General features: G+C 41.8%; 15 protein-coding genes. 8 read left to right on the forward strand and 7 right to left on the reverse strand.

All coding sequences use genetic code 11. From position 1 onward, the window contains the following. Positions 1-50 precede the first annotated feature (50 nt). From CDG56_RS08490 to ahr, 7 genes are all read left to right on the forward strand, one after another. A complete protein-coding gene (locus tag CDG56_RS08490; RefSeq protein ID WP_018678759.1) occupies positions 51-209 on the forward strand; it encodes a DUF1328 domain-containing protein in 159 nt (52 codons plus the stop codon). A gap of 169 nt (positions 210-378) precedes the next feature. Next, entirely contained in the window at positions 379-1,116 is a 738-nt protein-coding gene (locus CDG56_RS08495) for a dienelactone hydrolase family protein (RefSeq protein WP_087547587.1), read from the forward strand. Positions 1,117-1,267: 151 nt separating this feature from the next. After that, positions 1,268-2,314, forward strand: a complete 1,047-nt coding sequence (gene mutY / locus CDG56_RS08500; protein WP_087547588.1) for an A/G-specific adenine glycosylase — start codon at positions 1,268-1,270, stop codon at positions 2,312-2,314. Positions 2,315-2,345: 31 nt separating this feature from the next. Then, positions 2,346-2,882 carry a M23 family metallopeptidase gene (locus tag CDG56_RS08505; protein WP_087547589.1) on the forward strand — a complete coding sequence of 179 codons (537 nt, stop codon included), beginning with the start codon at positions 2,346-2,348 and terminating at the stop codon, positions 2,880-2,882. A 9-nt stretch (positions 2,883-2,891) separates the two neighbouring features. Next, positions 2,892-3,140 (forward strand): hypothetical protein, encoded by a 249-nt coding sequence (locus CDG56_RS08510; RefSeq protein ID WP_087543497.1) that lies wholly within the window; start codon positions 2,892-2,894, stop codon positions 3,138-3,140. Positions 3,141-3,172: 32 nt separating this feature from the next. Continuing rightward, positions 3,173-3,727, forward strand: coding sequence for a DNA-3-methyladenine glycosylase I (locus CDG56_RS08515; protein ID WP_087547590.1), 555 nt, complete (start codon positions 3,173-3,175; stop codon positions 3,725-3,727). 34 nt (positions 3,728-3,761) lie between these two features. Next, entirely contained in the window at positions 3,762-4,787 is a 1,026-nt protein-coding gene (gene ahr / locus CDG56_RS08520; RefSeq protein ID WP_087547591.1) for an NADPH-dependent aldehyde reductase Ahr, read from the forward strand. Here ahr and CDG56_RS08525 read toward each other — a convergent pair. Continuing rightward, positions 4,784-6,211: a PLP-dependent aminotransferase family protein gene (locus tag CDG56_RS08525; RefSeq protein WP_087547592.1), complete on the reverse strand. Its 1,428-nt coding sequence runs from the start codon at positions 6,209-6,211 to the stop codon at positions 4,784-4,786. The genes ahr and CDG56_RS08525 overlap by 4 nt on opposite strands. Before the next feature lie 90 nt (positions 6,212-6,301). Here CDG56_RS08525 and CDG56_RS08530 point away from each other — a divergent pair, with 90 nt between their 5' ends. After that, positions 6,302-6,712 (forward strand): hypothetical protein, encoded by a 411-nt coding sequence (locus CDG56_RS08530; RefSeq protein WP_087547593.1) that lies wholly within the window; start codon positions 6,302-6,304, stop codon positions 6,710-6,712. Here CDG56_RS08530 and CDG56_RS08535 read toward each other — a convergent pair. The 6 genes from CDG56_RS08535 to CDG56_RS08560 all read right to left on the reverse strand — a co-directional run bounded on the left by CDG56_RS08535 (position 6,660) and on the right by CDG56_RS08560 (position 14,440). Next, positions 6,660-7,562: a LysR substrate-binding domain-containing protein gene (locus tag CDG56_RS08535; protein ID WP_005157090.1), complete on the reverse strand. Its 903-nt coding sequence runs from the start codon at positions 7,560-7,562 to the stop codon at positions 6,660-6,662. The two genes, CDG56_RS08530 and CDG56_RS08535, sit on opposite strands and share 53 nt — an antisense overlap. A 298-nt stretch (positions 7,563-7,860) precedes the next feature. Next, a complete protein-coding gene (locus CDG56_RS08540; RefSeq protein ID WP_087547594.1) occupies positions 7,861-8,508 on the reverse strand; it encodes an START domain-containing protein in 648 nt (215 codons plus the stop codon). A gap of 96 nt (positions 8,509-8,604) precedes the next feature. Next, positions 8,605-9,426: a 4-hydroxy-tetrahydrodipicolinate reductase gene (dapB, locus tag CDG56_RS08545; RefSeq protein WP_004659711.1), complete on the reverse strand. Its 822-nt coding sequence runs from the start codon at positions 9,424-9,426 to the stop codon at positions 8,605-8,607. A 113-nt stretch (positions 9,427-9,539) separates the two neighbouring features. Next, the gene (gene dnaJ, locus CDG56_RS08550; RefSeq protein ID WP_087547595.1) at positions 9,540-10,658 is read right to left on the reverse strand and encodes a molecular chaperone DnaJ; all 1,119 of its coding nucleotides are present in this window, start codon (positions 10,656-10,658) and stop codon (positions 9,540-9,542) included. 143 nt (positions 10,659-10,801) lie between these two features. Further along, positions 10,802-11,179 (reverse strand): hypothetical protein, encoded by a 378-nt coding sequence (locus CDG56_RS08555; RefSeq protein ID WP_087543483.1) that lies wholly within the window; start codon positions 11,177-11,179, stop codon positions 10,802-10,804. 132 nt (positions 11,180-11,311) lie between these two features. Further along, the gene (locus CDG56_RS08560; protein WP_087547596.1) at positions 11,312-14,440 is read right to left on the reverse strand and encodes an efflux RND transporter permease subunit; all 3,129 of its coding nucleotides are present in this window, start codon (positions 14,438-14,440) and stop codon (positions 11,312-11,314) included. Between the last annotated feature and the right edge of the window lie 2 nt (positions 14,441-14,442).

The raw sequence follows: 14,442 nt of genomic DNA on the forward strand, positions 1-14,442 counted from the left end.
AAAACACACGCTATAGTAATCTCATAACGATAAATTTAGGAGTAAGTAATATGTTCCGTTGGGCTATTATCTTTGCAGTGATTGCATTAATCGCCAGTTTATTAGGTTTTGGTGGTGTTGCTGGTTTATCCAAAGACTTTGCCGTCATTTTATTAGTGATCGCGGCTATTCTTGCTGTAGTGGGTTTCTTATCACGCGGTAAAGTTTAGTTTAAAGAGAAATAAAAATTCAGAAAGAAAAAAGAAGAATCGCCGTATTCTTCTTTTTTTATTATCATCATTTCAGCCGAATAAAAATTTGTCTTTCCGCTAGCATCATCAATTTTTTGCTTTTTTATGCTTTAATCAAAGCATTGAAAATATAGATCAGGATTAAAAAATGAGCTTTCCAATTACAACGCGTGAAATTGAATATACCGCACCAGATGGTCAACGCCTTATTGGCTATTTTGCGACACCTATCCGAGATATACCAGTTGCAGGTGTGATTGTTGCTCCAGAATGGTGGGGACGTACCGAATATACCGAGCAACGTGCGCGTGAACTTGCAGAACACGGTTTTGCCGCTCTCGCAATTGATATGTATGGAGACAAAAAAGTTACCTCTGATGTTCCTCAAGCATCTGCATGGATGATGCAAACATTTGATCATGTAGACACCGTGGTTGAGCGTGCTCAAGCAGGCTTAGATGCTTTAAAAGCACAACCAGAGGTCAATACTGAAAAATTGGCAGCAATTGGTTTTTGTTATGGTGGTAAAGTTGTTCTGGATTTGGCGCGATCTGGTGCCGATTTGAAAGCTGTGGTGACCTTCCACGCGAATTTAAGCCCGAAAGCACCTGCACAAAAAGGAAAGATTCAGGCTGAAATTCTTGTATTACATGGTGAGATCGACACCATGGTTTCTTTAGATGATGTCGCAAGCTTCCGTCAGGAAATGCACGATGCAGAAGTCGATCATGAAGTGATTATTTTTGAAGATGCCAAACATGGCTTTAGTAATCCCCTCGCAGATGAGCGAGCTAAAGCAAATAATGTTGACTTAGGCTATAACGCCGAAGCTGAACATCAAGGATTAGAAGCAATGTATGAATTACTAGATAAACATTTAAGCTGATTCAAAATATTGGCATAAACTTTCGCAAAGACTTCATTCTGTGTAGGTGGCATTTATGTCTCCTACACACGAACAAATGTTTTTATCATTTAAATAAGTCCACGATTATATTTTCATTATACTAAGCCTCTGCTTTTGATTGTTCTGATTCATGTCTGATTTCTCATTTTCTGATACACTACTCACGTGGTTCGACCAACATGGCCGCCACGATTTACCATGGCAAGTCGCTGATGATCCCTACAAAGTGTGGGTGTCAGAAATCATGCTACAACAGACTCAAGTTAAAACTGTTCTGCAATATTTTGATCGCTTTATCGAAAGATTTCCAACCGTAGACGATCTTGGTCAGGCCAGTTGGGATGAGGTTGCCCCTTATTGGGCTGGTTTAGGCTACTATGCCCGTGCACGCAATCTGCACAAAGCCGCTGTAATTGTAAAGCAGAAAGGAACGTTTCCTGAAACATTAGAACAATGGATTGAATTACCAGGCATTGGTCGTTCAACTGCTGGTGCATTAATGTCTCTTGGCTTACGACAATATGGCGTCATTATGGATGGCAATGTAAAACGAGTTTTAGCACGTTTTTTTGCAATCGAAGATGATTTATCCAAGCCACAGCATGAGCGTGCTTTATGGCAAATTGCGGAACAGCTTTGTCCTGAACAGCGCAACCATAACTATACCCAGGCAATCATGGATTTGGGTGCTACAGTCTGCACACCGAAAAAGCCTTTATGTTTATACTGCCCAATGCAACAACACTGTCAGGCCTATCAACAAGGTTTAGAACAAGAACTCCCATTTAAAAAAGCAAAAAAACCTGTCCCTGTTAAAACGGCGAATGTGCTCCTAATTCAAGCAGGTCGTGAGTGGCTTTGGCAACGACGTGAAGCCCACGGTCTATGGGGAGGTTTGTATTGTCTGCCTATCATTGAACAGGCAACCGAATTACAACAGATTGAACAGCAATTTAAGCTCCAAGCTCAAGTATCATCACTACAGATTAGTCATAGTTTTACTCACTTTACATGGATACTACATGAGCAACTGTTCCACGTGGAACATGATCAAAAAGAACAGCTCAGCATTGAACTGAATGGAATATGGCTCAGTCCAGAAGCAGCGATTGCCAAAGGCATTCCAACGGCCATGAAAAAATTGATTACAGCAAAACAAAAGACTTCCTCTACTTAATTGTTGTAAATCGAAATCACAAGGAGTTTGTGTGCGTCTTTCGATTCCATTTATCGTGATTAGTCTATTGGCTATTCTAATTTCTGCATGTACGACAACGCCTAGTAAGCCTACGCCCCTACCAGCCACTCAAATCAATAAACTTAAAAAGCTGCGTTTAGATAGCCGTTTGCCCGTTCCAGTCAAAGGTATCAATCGAAATGAATTACGAGATACTTGGGGAGCTGCACGTAGCCAAGGACGTAACCACGAAGGGATTGATATCATGGCGGAACGTGGTACGAAAGTGTATAGTGCCACTGAGGGCTTAGTGGCTGATTTACGTAATAATAATTTAGGTGGCAAAATCATTTGGATTCTAGGACCATCTGGTTCTTGGCACTACTATGCCCATTTAGATGGTCATAAACGTGGTCTTAATGTGGGAGACTATGTTCATAAGGGCGACCTCATTGGTTATGTGGGCAATACAGGCAATGCTCGTGCGACTGCCCCACATTTACATTATGGTATTTATTTAAATGGCAAAGGGCGTGGAGCAGTCAATCCATACTCATATTTACGTTAGGAACATAGAATGTCAGAAGCATTGATTGAACGACTAGTTAAATTTGCAGAGTCTGGAAATCAGCAAAAAATCATCATCAATGGTACAAGCTATCAAGGCTGGATTATGGAAATTACCGAAGATGCTCTGCTGATTAGCACAGGATTTGCAGATAAATCTGGTAAAGACTTTTGGCTTAAATTTACTGATTTAAATACAGCTGAACTGTATTATTGGGATACTCGCCCAAATGAATGGGTAACATTCACACTTTCATGATTTTATATGAATAACAATAGGAAGCATCAAATATGACGATCCAACGCTGTGGCTGGTGCTCCAATGATCCACTCTATATTAGCTACCACGATGAAGAATGGGGCAAAGTAGAACAAGATGAAAATCGATTATTTGAGATGCTTTGTCTTGAAGGTCAACAAGCTGGATTATCATGGATTACGGTACTAAAAAAGCGCGAGAATTACCGTTCACACTTCTTTCACTATCCAATTACTAAGATTGCAGAGTTTACTGATGATCAACTCGAAGACAAACTGAGTGATGCAGGATTAATTCGTCATCTAGGTAAACTTAAAGCGATTCGAGACAATGCAATTGCATGGCAGCAACTCAAAAATGAAGTTGGTGATGTATCTGATTGGCTATGGGCTTTTGTTGACCATCAGACTCCAAATAACGATGTCATTCATTATCGTGATGCACCTGCACAAACCGAAATCAGTCAAAAACTTTCAAAAACACTGAAAAAACGTGGTTTTAAATTTGTTGGTCCCACAACGTGTTATGCGTTTATGCAAGCGGTAGGAATGGTCAACGATCACGAAAATCACTGTCATTTTAAATAATACGAATTTATTTTGCTTTCCAAGGAGTTATCGAATGAGCAATAACCAAATTCGTGCTTATGCTGCAATGAAAGCAGGAGAGCAATTGGTTCCTTATCAATTTGATGCAGGTGAATTAAAGCCACATCAGGTTGAAGTTAAAGTTGAATACTGCGGTTTATGTCACTCAGATTTGTCTGTGATCAATAATGAATGGCATTCATCCGTTTATCCTGCTGTCGCTGGACATGAAATTATTGGCACAATTATCGCACTCGGTTCAGAAGCCAAAGGACTGAAACTTGGTCAACGTGTTGGCATTGGTTGGACAGCTGAAAGTTGCCAAGCATGTGATCCTTGTATTGGTGGTCATCAAGTTTTATGTACCGGTGGCAGCGTTGCGACTATCGTTGATCATGCGGGTGGCTTTGCAGAAAAAGTTCGCGCAGGTTGGCAATGGGTCATTCCTCTACCAGAGGGTTTGGATCCTGAGAGTGCAGGACCATTGCTTTGTGGCGGCATTACCGTGTTTGATCCTTTACTTAAACATCAGATCCAAGCAACACATCACGTCGGTGTCATTGGGATTGGTGGTTTAGGGCATATGGCCATCAAGTTACTTAAGGCTTGGGGTTGCGAGATTACCGCATTTAGTTCAAATCCAGACAAAACTGAAGAACTCAAAGCCATGGGTGCTGACCATGTGGTGAATAGTCGTGATGCTCAAGCGATCAAAGCACAACGTGGCAAATTTGATCTATTGCTTAGCACCGTCAATGTAACGCTGAATTGGCAAGCCTATCTCAATACCTTGGCACCGAATGGTAGTATGCATTTCTTGGGTATTACCTTAGAGCCTATTCCAGTTTCTGTAGGTACTATCATGAGTGGTGCCAAATCGATTACAGCTTCACCAACTGGGTCACCTTTAGCACTGCGTCAACTACTACAATTTGCCGCACGTAAAAATATTGCGCCACAAATTGAGCTATTTCCAATGTCTCAACTCAATGAAGCCATTGAACGACTGCATTCAGGTCAAGCACGTTATCGGATCGTACTTAAAGCAGACTTTGATTAATTTAAAACCGATGACATACGCTCTCTCACCCAATCCGCCAACTGTTGAATTGCTTGGCGGATTTCGGTGGTCAACGCATGCCCTGCATTTAAACGAATGAAGTGCTGATAACGCTGATCTTCACCAAACACTTCCCCTGGTACGATATTAATCCCTTGGCGCTGCGCTAAATAATATAACTCTAAGCCCGTAATATTTTCTGGCAGTTGCAACCACAAAGCATAACCCCCTTCTGATTGACTCAAGGCGATTGGAATCCCACCAAATACTTCCAAAATATAAGCACGATACTGTTGGACTTGTTGCATCAACTTCGGTCTTAACTCATCCAAATGCTCACGATAACCACGACTATAAATGAAATCAGCCAAGCCTAACTGTAAGGGTGTATTGACACCGACGTTATTTGATAAGAGTTGTGGTCGTAAGTGTTGTAATTGTGGTCCCAGGCAAAACCATCCCACACGATAGGCGGTAGACAGTGACTTCGAGACTGAACCACACCAAATTACGTAGCCTTGTTGATCCCAATAACGAATCGGCAAAGGTCTCTCTTTTTGGAAACTGCATTCACCATAAATATCGTCTTCTAAAATAAAACATTGGTATTGCTGTGCAAGTTCAGCAATTTTTTGCTTCTGTGAATGACTTAAACAGTAGCCCAATGGATTTTGAAAATTAGCAGTGAGTAAACATAACTTGGCATCGCCCTGTTTCATAAAAAACTCAAGGCGCTCAAGGTCAATACCATGATGATCTGCTGGAATCTCAATAATCTTACGCTTAAGACTTGCCAACATTTGCAACTGGCCATTAAAGGTAGGTGTTGGAATTAAAATACTATCCCCTTCCTGACTGATCTGCTGAATTAACAGGGACAAAGCTGGCATACAACCATTGGTAATAAAAATATCTTCTGTAGCGACATAAATCCCATCTTCACGCCAATGATCTGATAAAGCCTTACGTAACTGCTCATGTCCCTGTTTATTACAATATAAAAAATCTTCGGGCTGACAGTGTTTAAGCGCACGCTGTAAGGAACGACGTAGCCCATCTACAGGAATTAAATGGGGCGACAACTGAATAGCCCCTAAAGGAGTTAAATGATTTTGAATCGATGCTGTTTGAATCTGATTCTGTAAGTCTAAATTCGAGACTTGCCGTGCTTTGGACTCAAAGCTTGGACTTTTAGGGGCAGCACTTTGATATTGTCTTGAACTTACAAAATAGCCTGATTTGGCTTTGACATAAATCAGTCCTTTTGCTTCTAACAGTTCGTAGCATTGTTGTGCGGTACTCAAACTAATACTTTGCTGACGAGCAAATTCCCTTAAAGAACTTAACTTTTGCTGTGGCTGTAATTCATGTTGATAAATTTTATGAGCCAATTGATCTGCTAGGCGTTGATATTGAAAAGTCATATCTGTACTGCTTTTTTATAAATTTCTGTATCTGTATTGGTTAATACAACACCGTTAAGCTATAAAAATCAACTAACAAAGGATAAGAGCATGAAAAACAATATCTTATTTATATTTTCTACAATTTTTTTTACAGGCTGCAATCTGACTGACCAGTCCACTTATCAGCAACAACAAATGTGTAAATCACTTTCACAGGGATATCTGCAAATTCAAAACCAATCGACCTATGAATTATGGAAAATGGAGAAAAGTGAAGCCCCTGAGCAGACCCGTATCATCAAACTGACCTATAAGAAGCCCAATGAAAATGGCCTGATGCTCTCAAGTAACTTTCTGCCAACGGTCAAAATTGAATGCACGCAACAACAGCAACAGGTCAAAGTTGCAGTACAACAACCGACTGGACAACTTGTTCAAGTTTTAGAACTCAAACTTGCCGAAACAGCTATTGGCAAACAGAAAATCCATGACTTAACTGCTCAGTCAAAAACTCAATAAATAAGCGAACCCGTTTCGGCAAATGCGCTTGTTGATAATACACAGCATGGATGCTTTGATAAGACTGCTCAATCTGATCTTCAAATAGTGCTTCAAGGCGCCCTTCTTTCATATCCTGCCAGATTTCAAATTCTGATAATCGGGCAATGCCCTGCCCACGCAAACAGAGTTGTCGAACAGTTTCGCCACTCGATGCTTTTACTTTCGGTTGGGCTTGAAAATACTCACCATCAATTTTAATGGGCCAAGTATTGATATAAGTGGGACGGGTGAAGCCAATCACATCATGCTCAATTAATGTCTGAGCTTGTACAGGTCTCCCCTTACGCTGTAAATATTCAGGGCTGGCTACAATATAAATTCGGCTTTTACACACCAATTTCGCATGCAGACTGGAATCATGTAATTCACCAAAACGAAACGCCACATCAGTCTTATGTTCTAATAGATCTATCACTAAATCATTACTATTCAGCTCAATCTCAATATTGGGATAACTTTGTCTGAACTTATGTACCAATGGTGTAATGACATGCAGAATAAACGGCGTGGCTGAGTCAATCCGAATCACACCCGAGGTATCCTGATCCGATTTTTCTAGAGCTTCTTCAGCTGCACTTAAATCACTGAGAATTTTACGCGCATGTTGTAAAAATTGTTGTCCTTCTTGGGTCAGTTTTAACTTTCGAGTCGTGCGCTCTAGCAAGGTGACTCCAAGCTTTGACTCTAGACGACTGAGAGAGCGGCTCATTCCCGATGCCGTCTGTCCAAGCCGCTCAGCAGCAGCAATAAACGATCCTGTATCGACAATGGTCATAAAAGCAAGTAGTTCTTCTACCGTAGATTTCATTGCCACCTCGTTAATTATTGATATTTCGTCAACTATATTTTGCAGATTCATCTATTTTTTAGCAATAATAATCATCGCAAAATGGCAGCCATCAACAGAATCGTGAAAAAGATTAAGCGAACAATCTGTGTATCGCTCAATTTGGTTGAGTTTAATCCTGCTTCACCGACCCTTATCACCCTGATGCTGGTCTGGATAGGGATGGTTTTTTCGAGTTTGCTCATCCCTTCGGTGGCAAGCTGGTTAATGTATCAGTGCATAAAAAAGCCTGATTGAATCAGGCTTTTTACTCTTAGATTTATTTAAGCAATTCAGGCAAATGTGGTTGTGCATAGAATGGATTATTCACTTCTTTCTTCATTTTCATCAGCATTTGATACGGTTGCTGCTGCACAAACATATTCACAAAACTCAATGGAATCGAACCTGCTGGGTCGGCATAACCACTAGTCATGACTTTAACCTTATTATTGGCAAGTCTTTGGAACGTCCAATCTCCTGTATATTGATTCAAACGAATCACATCAGGTTGTTCAGGGTAACTATTTTTAATCGCGTTATTCTTAATACTAATACTGCCATCAGCATTTTTATTCATTTTGCCTTTAATGACCAAGTCACGGTCTTTCAAAGGAAATGGGAAATCTAACAGCATATACAGGGTAAATTCCCCTTTCTTTTCATCCCGAGACAAAAGCTGTGCCTTAGCAACATAAGGCACCCATTGGGGTGTGCGTTCAACATCAAGTACTACCGCAACTGCCCGTTCCAAAGGTACATCAAAAGTCGTTTCTGCTTTGTACTGAAAGACCGGATTATTCTCTGTTTGGTAGGTCCAAACTTTAATATTATTGCGATGTAAACTCAGTTTAGGTGCTTCTGCGGCACTGACGACTAAACTTGTCGCACTTAGCAGTGTAGCAAGAACAATATGCTTTTTATTCATGTCATGCTCAATTGTTGTAATGATGGTGAGAGCTTGTTGTATCTCTATCAGAAAGAAAGCTCAACAAGCTCTTTTATAGTACAAAAAAAGTACCTTTTAAACTTCAATCTCGTTAAAGCCTAAAACATCTTTCATATCATATTTACGAGCTTCGCGACCGACGACCCATGCAGCCGCACGAACAGCGCCTGAAGCAAAATTCATTCGATTGGTCGCTTTATGTGTGACTTCAACACGTTCACCCTCACCAATAAACATCACGGTATGTTCACCGACGATGTCGCCACCACGAATGGTTTGAAAGCCAATACTTTGACGCTCACGAGCACCTGTATGACCTTCACGGCAATACACAGCATCCGTTTTCAAGTCACGACCTAAAGTATCTGCAATCGCCTCGCCCATCATAAATGCAGTACCAGATGGCGCATCCACTTTATGACGGTGGTGTGATTCGATGATTTCGATATCAACGCTATCACCAAACACTTTCGCTGCAAGCTCTAATAATTTGATTGAAACATTCACACCAACTGAATAGTTAGCAGCATAAACGACTGGAGTCTGTGTTGCGGTTTCATCTAAGAAAGCCTTTTGTTCATCCGACATCCCTGTGGTGCCAATCACCATTGCAACACCTGCCTCACGGCATAACTTTAAGTGTTGTTCAGTGGCAACAGGCGCAGTGAAATCAATCACGACATCACAGTCTTTTAAAACTTCACTTAAACTTCCCACAATCTTGACGCCGATGTTGCCAATCCCTGCAAGTTCCCCTGCATCTGCACCCACCAAACTGCTTTCTGGACGTTCAACAGCTGCTGCCAGTTGGTAGCCTGCTTGTTGTACTGCTTGAATCAGAATACGCCCCATGCGTCCGCCTGCACCCAAGATTCCAATGCGTGGAGAAGTCGACATAATTTTTCCTAGTCTTTTATTTAAACAATTGAGCTACTATAGCAAAACTCTGTGTCTACGCTAAAAAAATCCCATAAAAAAACCTGCCGCAGCAGGTTTTTTATTGATGCTAATTAATCAAACAAGCGATCAAAGAAAGATTTTTTCTTTGGTGATGCAGCATGACCATCACCATCTAACGACGCTTGTAATTCTTTCAACAATTCACGTTGGCGACTGTTTAAATTCACAGGTGTTTCTACCACGATACGGCACAATAAGTCACCGACCATGCTGCTACGTACAGGACGAACACCCTTACCACGTAAGCGGAATAGCTTACCTGTTTGAGTACCTTCTGGAATTTTTAAGCTGACACGACCATCGAGCGTCGGGATTTCAATTTCTTTGCCCAATGCAGCATCAGCAATACTGACTGGTACATCCATATACAGATCTGCACCGTCACGTTGGAAGACTTCGTGTTCACGAACTACGACTTCAACGTATAAATCACCCGCTTGACCATCACGAATCGCTTCACCTTTACCTGTTAAGCGCACACGGTCGCCATTATCCACTCCTGCTGGAATGGTGACTTCAAGCGTTTGTTGACGATCGGCAACGCCCGAACCATGACAAGTATTACAAGGGTTTTTGATAATTTTGCCTTGACCGCGGCAAGTACTACAAGTCTGTTGAACCGAGAAGAAACCTTGCTGCATACGTACTTGACCAGCACCATGGCAGGTACGACACGTCTCAACATCATTTGGATTCTTAGAACCTTTACCATCACAGGTTTCACACGGCGCTGGTGCAGTAAAAGTAATCGTTTTTTTCACGCCTTTGACTGCTTCTTCAAGCGTCAATTCCATCACATAGCGAAGATCAGAGCCACGACGTTGGCGTTGTTGTTGGCGACCACCGCCACCACCGAAAGCACCACCAAAAATATCACCAAACTGGCTAAAGATGTCTTCTGCACTAAAACCACCACCGAAGCCACCGCCGCCACCAAAACCGCCCTCAAAAGCGCTATGGCCAGCACGATCATACATGCTGCGTTTTTCGCCATCAGAAAGTACTTCGTAAGCCTCTGCTGCTTCTTTAAACTTTTCTTCCGCTTCAGCATTGTCTGGGTTACGATCTGGATGATATTTCATCGCCAACTTACGATAGGCTTTTTTAATCTCATCATCACTTGCGGTTTTCGAAACGCCTAAAACCTCATAATAATCACGTTTAGCCATGGTTGGCGATGCTCCTCACGGAATTGGTTCAATCTCTACAAATAAATAAGCTCTGTTGACATTTTATTAACAAAGTCAACAGAGCCTTAATATGGGCACTACTATAAATTTACAAGGTCTAGCACAATAAAAAAGCGATAAAATTAGAATACCGCTTTATTTTTAAAATACTTAGCAACACCTTTGATCCATGCATTTAATAAAAACAACCATGCGATTGCACTGAAAATCACACCTGCAACGGTCATTCCTGTCACCCACAATGCACTATCCCATGCAAAAAAGAACAGTGGAATAAACCACAGGGCAGCAAAGAAAGCCATTAGAATAAACAGCAGCACATTACGCATAATCCACAGTGCATGCGCGTGTATCCATACTTCAGCATTATTCGCAGTCGCAACTTTTCGTGCCAGCAGATACGCAAACACTGCAAACACGATTGTAAATAATGCAAGAAACATGAACACGTAGGAAATCGCCACATAGCGGCGATGCTGCGCAATATTGTCTTGCCCCATGCTCTAGATCACCTCATTCATCGCATTTTGCCAAACCAATCATGCAATGAAATTCAATTATTTTTTGGTCTTTAAATATAGGTGCTACTATATTGAAATTTTCAATATTTCGCACCTTTATTCATAAAATAATTACGATAATTGTGTTGTTTTCTTTACTCTAAACCAAGCGGCATAGAGTGCAGGTAAGAAAAATAAGGTCAACAAGGTGGCAACAATCAAGCCTCCCATAATCGCAACAGCCATCGGACCAAAGAAAATACTGCGTGATAATGGAATCATCGCAAGTACTGCGGCAAGTGCGGTTAACACAATCGGGCGGAAACGGCGCATGGTGGCACCAATCACCGCATCCCATGGCGTATGTCCAGCCTGAATATCTTGTTCAATCTGATCAATCAGGATCAATGAATTCCGCATAATCATTCCAGATAAAGCAATTGTCCCTAACATCGCGACAAAACCAAAAGGCTTATTAAACAGGAGTAAGAATGCAACAACGCCAATCAAACCAAGAGGTGCTGTCAATAAAACAATCGTTGCGCGTGACATACTACGTAATTGAATCATCAGCAAAGTCATCACCACAGCCAAGAATAATGGCATGCCTGCATTCACCGAATTTTGACCTTTTGCAGACTCTTCAACCGTACCACCGACTTCCACTAAGTAACCATTGGGTAAATCAGCACGTAAAGCTTGCATTTTGTCTGCCAATTGCTGAACCACTGTTGCAGGTTGTAAATTGGTTCGAATATCCGCGCGAACTGTAATCGTTGGTAGACGATTCCGATGCCAAATCAGACCTTCTTCAAAACGTGACTCAATTTTTGCTATTTGCGCTAGAGGTACAGTGGTGCCTTTGGTGGTTGGCACAGCTAAACTTGCTAACGAAGCCACTTCGACACGTTCTGACTTATCACCACGTAAACGAATTTCAATGAGTTCACGTTTTTCACGATATTGATTCATCACCGCCCCTGTCACAGAAGCGTTTAGGAAATTAGCTAAATCAACACTGGAAACACCCATTTGACGAGCACGGTCCTGATCAATGTCAATGGCGATGATCTTGCTTGGTTCACCCCAGTCCAGATGCACATTGGTGGTATTTGGGTCTTCACTCAGCACCTTAGCCACTTTTTGTGCCTCTGCCCGAACCGTTGCCAGATCTTCACCTGAGACCCGATACTGCAATGGATAACCCACAGGCGGACCATTTTCGAGTAAAGACACACGAGTACGAACCTGTGGCAATAATTGCTTAATCTGCTTGTCTAAAGAGCGACGGATTTCATCACGATCATCAAGAGAAGAAGCCAAGACTACAAATTGAGCAAAACTGGCTTGTGGGAGTTGTTGGTCTAAAGGTAAATAAAAACGTGGTGAACCTGTTCCAACATAAGCGACATAATTATCAATCCCTTTTTGTTTGGATAGGAATTGTTCTACCTTATGTACTGCTTGTTCTGTCGCCGTTAGTGAAGCCCCCTCCTCCAGTTTTAAGTCCACCAGAATTTCTGCACGATTCGATGGTGGGAAGAATTGTTGCGGTACCAACTTAAACATCGCAACAGACAATACAAAGATACCGACCGTAATAGCAATCACCGTTTTACGATAGGTAATACAGATTTCGACGATATGCCTGAAGGATTGATAGAACTTGGATTGGTAAGGATCATGATGCTGACCATGCGACTCAACCACTGGTGTAGGTTGCTTGCGTAACCTTGCCCATAAACGTAAATACCATGCCGCTTGTTGATTCTGTTTGGTGAAATCAGGTAATAATTTTTCACCTAAATAAGGAACAAATAAAACAGCAGCAATCCATGAAACGATCAATGCAATCGTCACGACTTGGAAAATAGAACGTGTGTATTCACCTGTTCCAGATTGTGCCGTGGCAATTGGCAAGAAACCTGCTGCGGTAATCAATGTACCTGTGAGCATTGGAAAAGCGGTGGTTTGCCATGCAAAACCTGCCGCTTTTAATCGGCTGTAACCCTGTTCCATTTTAATCGCCATCATTTCCACGGCGATAATGGCATCATCGACCAACAAACCCAGCGCAAGAATTAATGCGCCTAATGAGATCTTATGTAAGCCGACATCAAATAAACTCATTCCAGCAAAGGTCATTGCTAAAACCAATGGAATCGACAATGCAACAACAAGCCCTGTACGAAAACCGAGTGAGAAGAAACTGACCAATAAAACGATAATGACCGCTTCAGCTAAAACTTTTAAGAACTCTTGAATACTACGTTGTACTGCAACAGGTTGGTCTGAAACTTTTTGCAGTTTCATACCCAAAGGTAAGCTTTTTTGTAGACTGTTAAATTCGGTTTCTAAATTTTTACCCAATGCAATGATGTCTCCACCTTTACGCATGGACACCGCAATACCAATCCCATTCTCACCCATAAAACGCATACGTGGTTGAGCAGGTTCACTAAAGCCGCGATAGACCTCAGCAACATCCCCCAATTGAATGGTTTTATCGCCCACCAACAACGGCATTTTTTTCAGGTCATCGACACTATGTAAGTGTCCGCTAACTCTGATTTGAATACGATCTGTACCTGTTTCAAAGAAACCTGCACCTGCCATATCATTTTGCTTCTGAATCGCTTCCTGAATGGCTGTGACAGGGACACCGAGCTGAACAGCTTTGGTATTGGATAATTCGATCCAGATCTTCTGATCTTGTAGACCCACCAAATTAACCTTGCTGACATCTTTGACCCGTTGCAGTTGTAGTTGCAAACGATCGGCATATTCTTTCATTACCGCATAGTCAAAGTCCTTGCCCGTCAGTACATAGATATTGCCGAAGGTATCACCAAACTCATCATTAAAGAACGGTCCCTGCACACCGCTTGGTAGTTGCGAGCGAATGTCATTGACCTTTTTGCGCACGTTATACCAAACATCAGGAATTTCACTGGAACGATAAGAATCCTTGGCGATAAATGTCACCATAGATTCCCCAGGCCGTGAATATGCCCGAATATTTTCATATTGCCCTGTGGTCATCAGTTCTTTTTCAATACGATCTGTCACCAGCGTTGCAACTTCCTGTGCGGTTGCGCCTGGCCAATAGGTCTGTACTACCATCACTTTGAACGTAAAGGGTGGGTCCTCACTCTGTGACAGCTTGGAATACGACATCACCCCGACAATGCCAAGTAACAGCATAAAATACAGAATAATTCCCTTATTCTTAAGTGCCCATTCTGAAAGGTTAAATTTCATGC

Origin of the sequence: Acinetobacter sp. WCHA39 (assembly GCF_002165385.1) — a bacterium.
Lineage (GTDB): Bacteria > Pseudomonadota > Gammaproteobacteria > Pseudomonadales > Moraxellaceae > Acinetobacter.

Excerpts from the sequence above, each read along its gene's own strand:
- mutY (WP_087547588.1), top strand. The coding sequence starts at position 1,268 with ATGTCTGATTTCTCATTTTCTGATACACTACTCACGTGGTTCGACCAA.
- dapB (WP_004659711.1), bottom strand. The coding sequence starts at position 9,426 with ATGTCGACTTCTCCACGCATTGGAATCTTGGGTGCAGGCGGACGCATG.
- CDG56_RS08555 (WP_087543483.1), bottom strand. The coding sequence starts at position 11,179 with ATGGGGCAAGACAATATTGCGCAGCATCGCCGCTATGTGGCGATTTCC.
- CDG56_RS08515 (WP_087547590.1), top strand. The coding sequence starts at position 3,173 with ATGACGATCCAACGCTGTGGCTGGTGCTCCAATGATCCACTCTATATT.
- dnaJ (WP_087547595.1), bottom strand. The coding sequence starts at position 10,658 with ATGGCTAAACGTGATTATTATGAGGTTTTAGGCGTTTCGAAAACCGCA.
- CDG56_RS08510 (WP_087543497.1), top strand. The coding sequence starts at position 2,892 with ATGTCAGAAGCATTGATTGAACGACTAGTTAAATTTGCAGAGTCTGGA.
- CDG56_RS08530 (WP_087547593.1), top strand. The coding sequence starts at position 6,302 with ATGAAAAACAATATCTTATTTATATTTTCTACAATTTTTTTTACAGGC.
- CDG56_RS08495 (WP_087547587.1), top strand. The coding sequence starts at position 379 with ATGAGCTTTCCAATTACAACGCGTGAAATTGAATATACCGCACCAGAT.
- CDG56_RS08525 (WP_087547592.1), bottom strand. The coding sequence starts at position 6,211 with ATGACTTTTCAATATCAACGCCTAGCAGATCAATTGGCTCATAAAATT.
- CDG56_RS08490 (WP_018678759.1), top strand. The coding sequence starts at position 51 with ATGTTCCGTTGGGCTATTATCTTTGCAGTGATTGCATTAATCGCCAGT.
- CDG56_RS08560 (WP_087547596.1), bottom strand. The coding sequence starts at position 14,440 with ATGAAATTTAACCTTTCAGAATGGGCACTTAAGAATAAGGGAATTATT.
- CDG56_RS08540 (WP_087547594.1), bottom strand. The coding sequence starts at position 8,508 with ATGAATAAAAAGCATATTGTTCTTGCTACACTGCTAAGTGCGACAAGT.
- CDG56_RS08535 (WP_005157090.1), bottom strand. The coding sequence starts at position 7,562 with ATGAAATCTACGGTAGAAGAACTACTTGCTTTTATGACCATTGTCGAT.
- ahr (WP_087547591.1), top strand. The coding sequence starts at position 3,762 with ATGAGCAATAACCAAATTCGTGCTTATGCTGCAATGAAAGCAGGAGAG.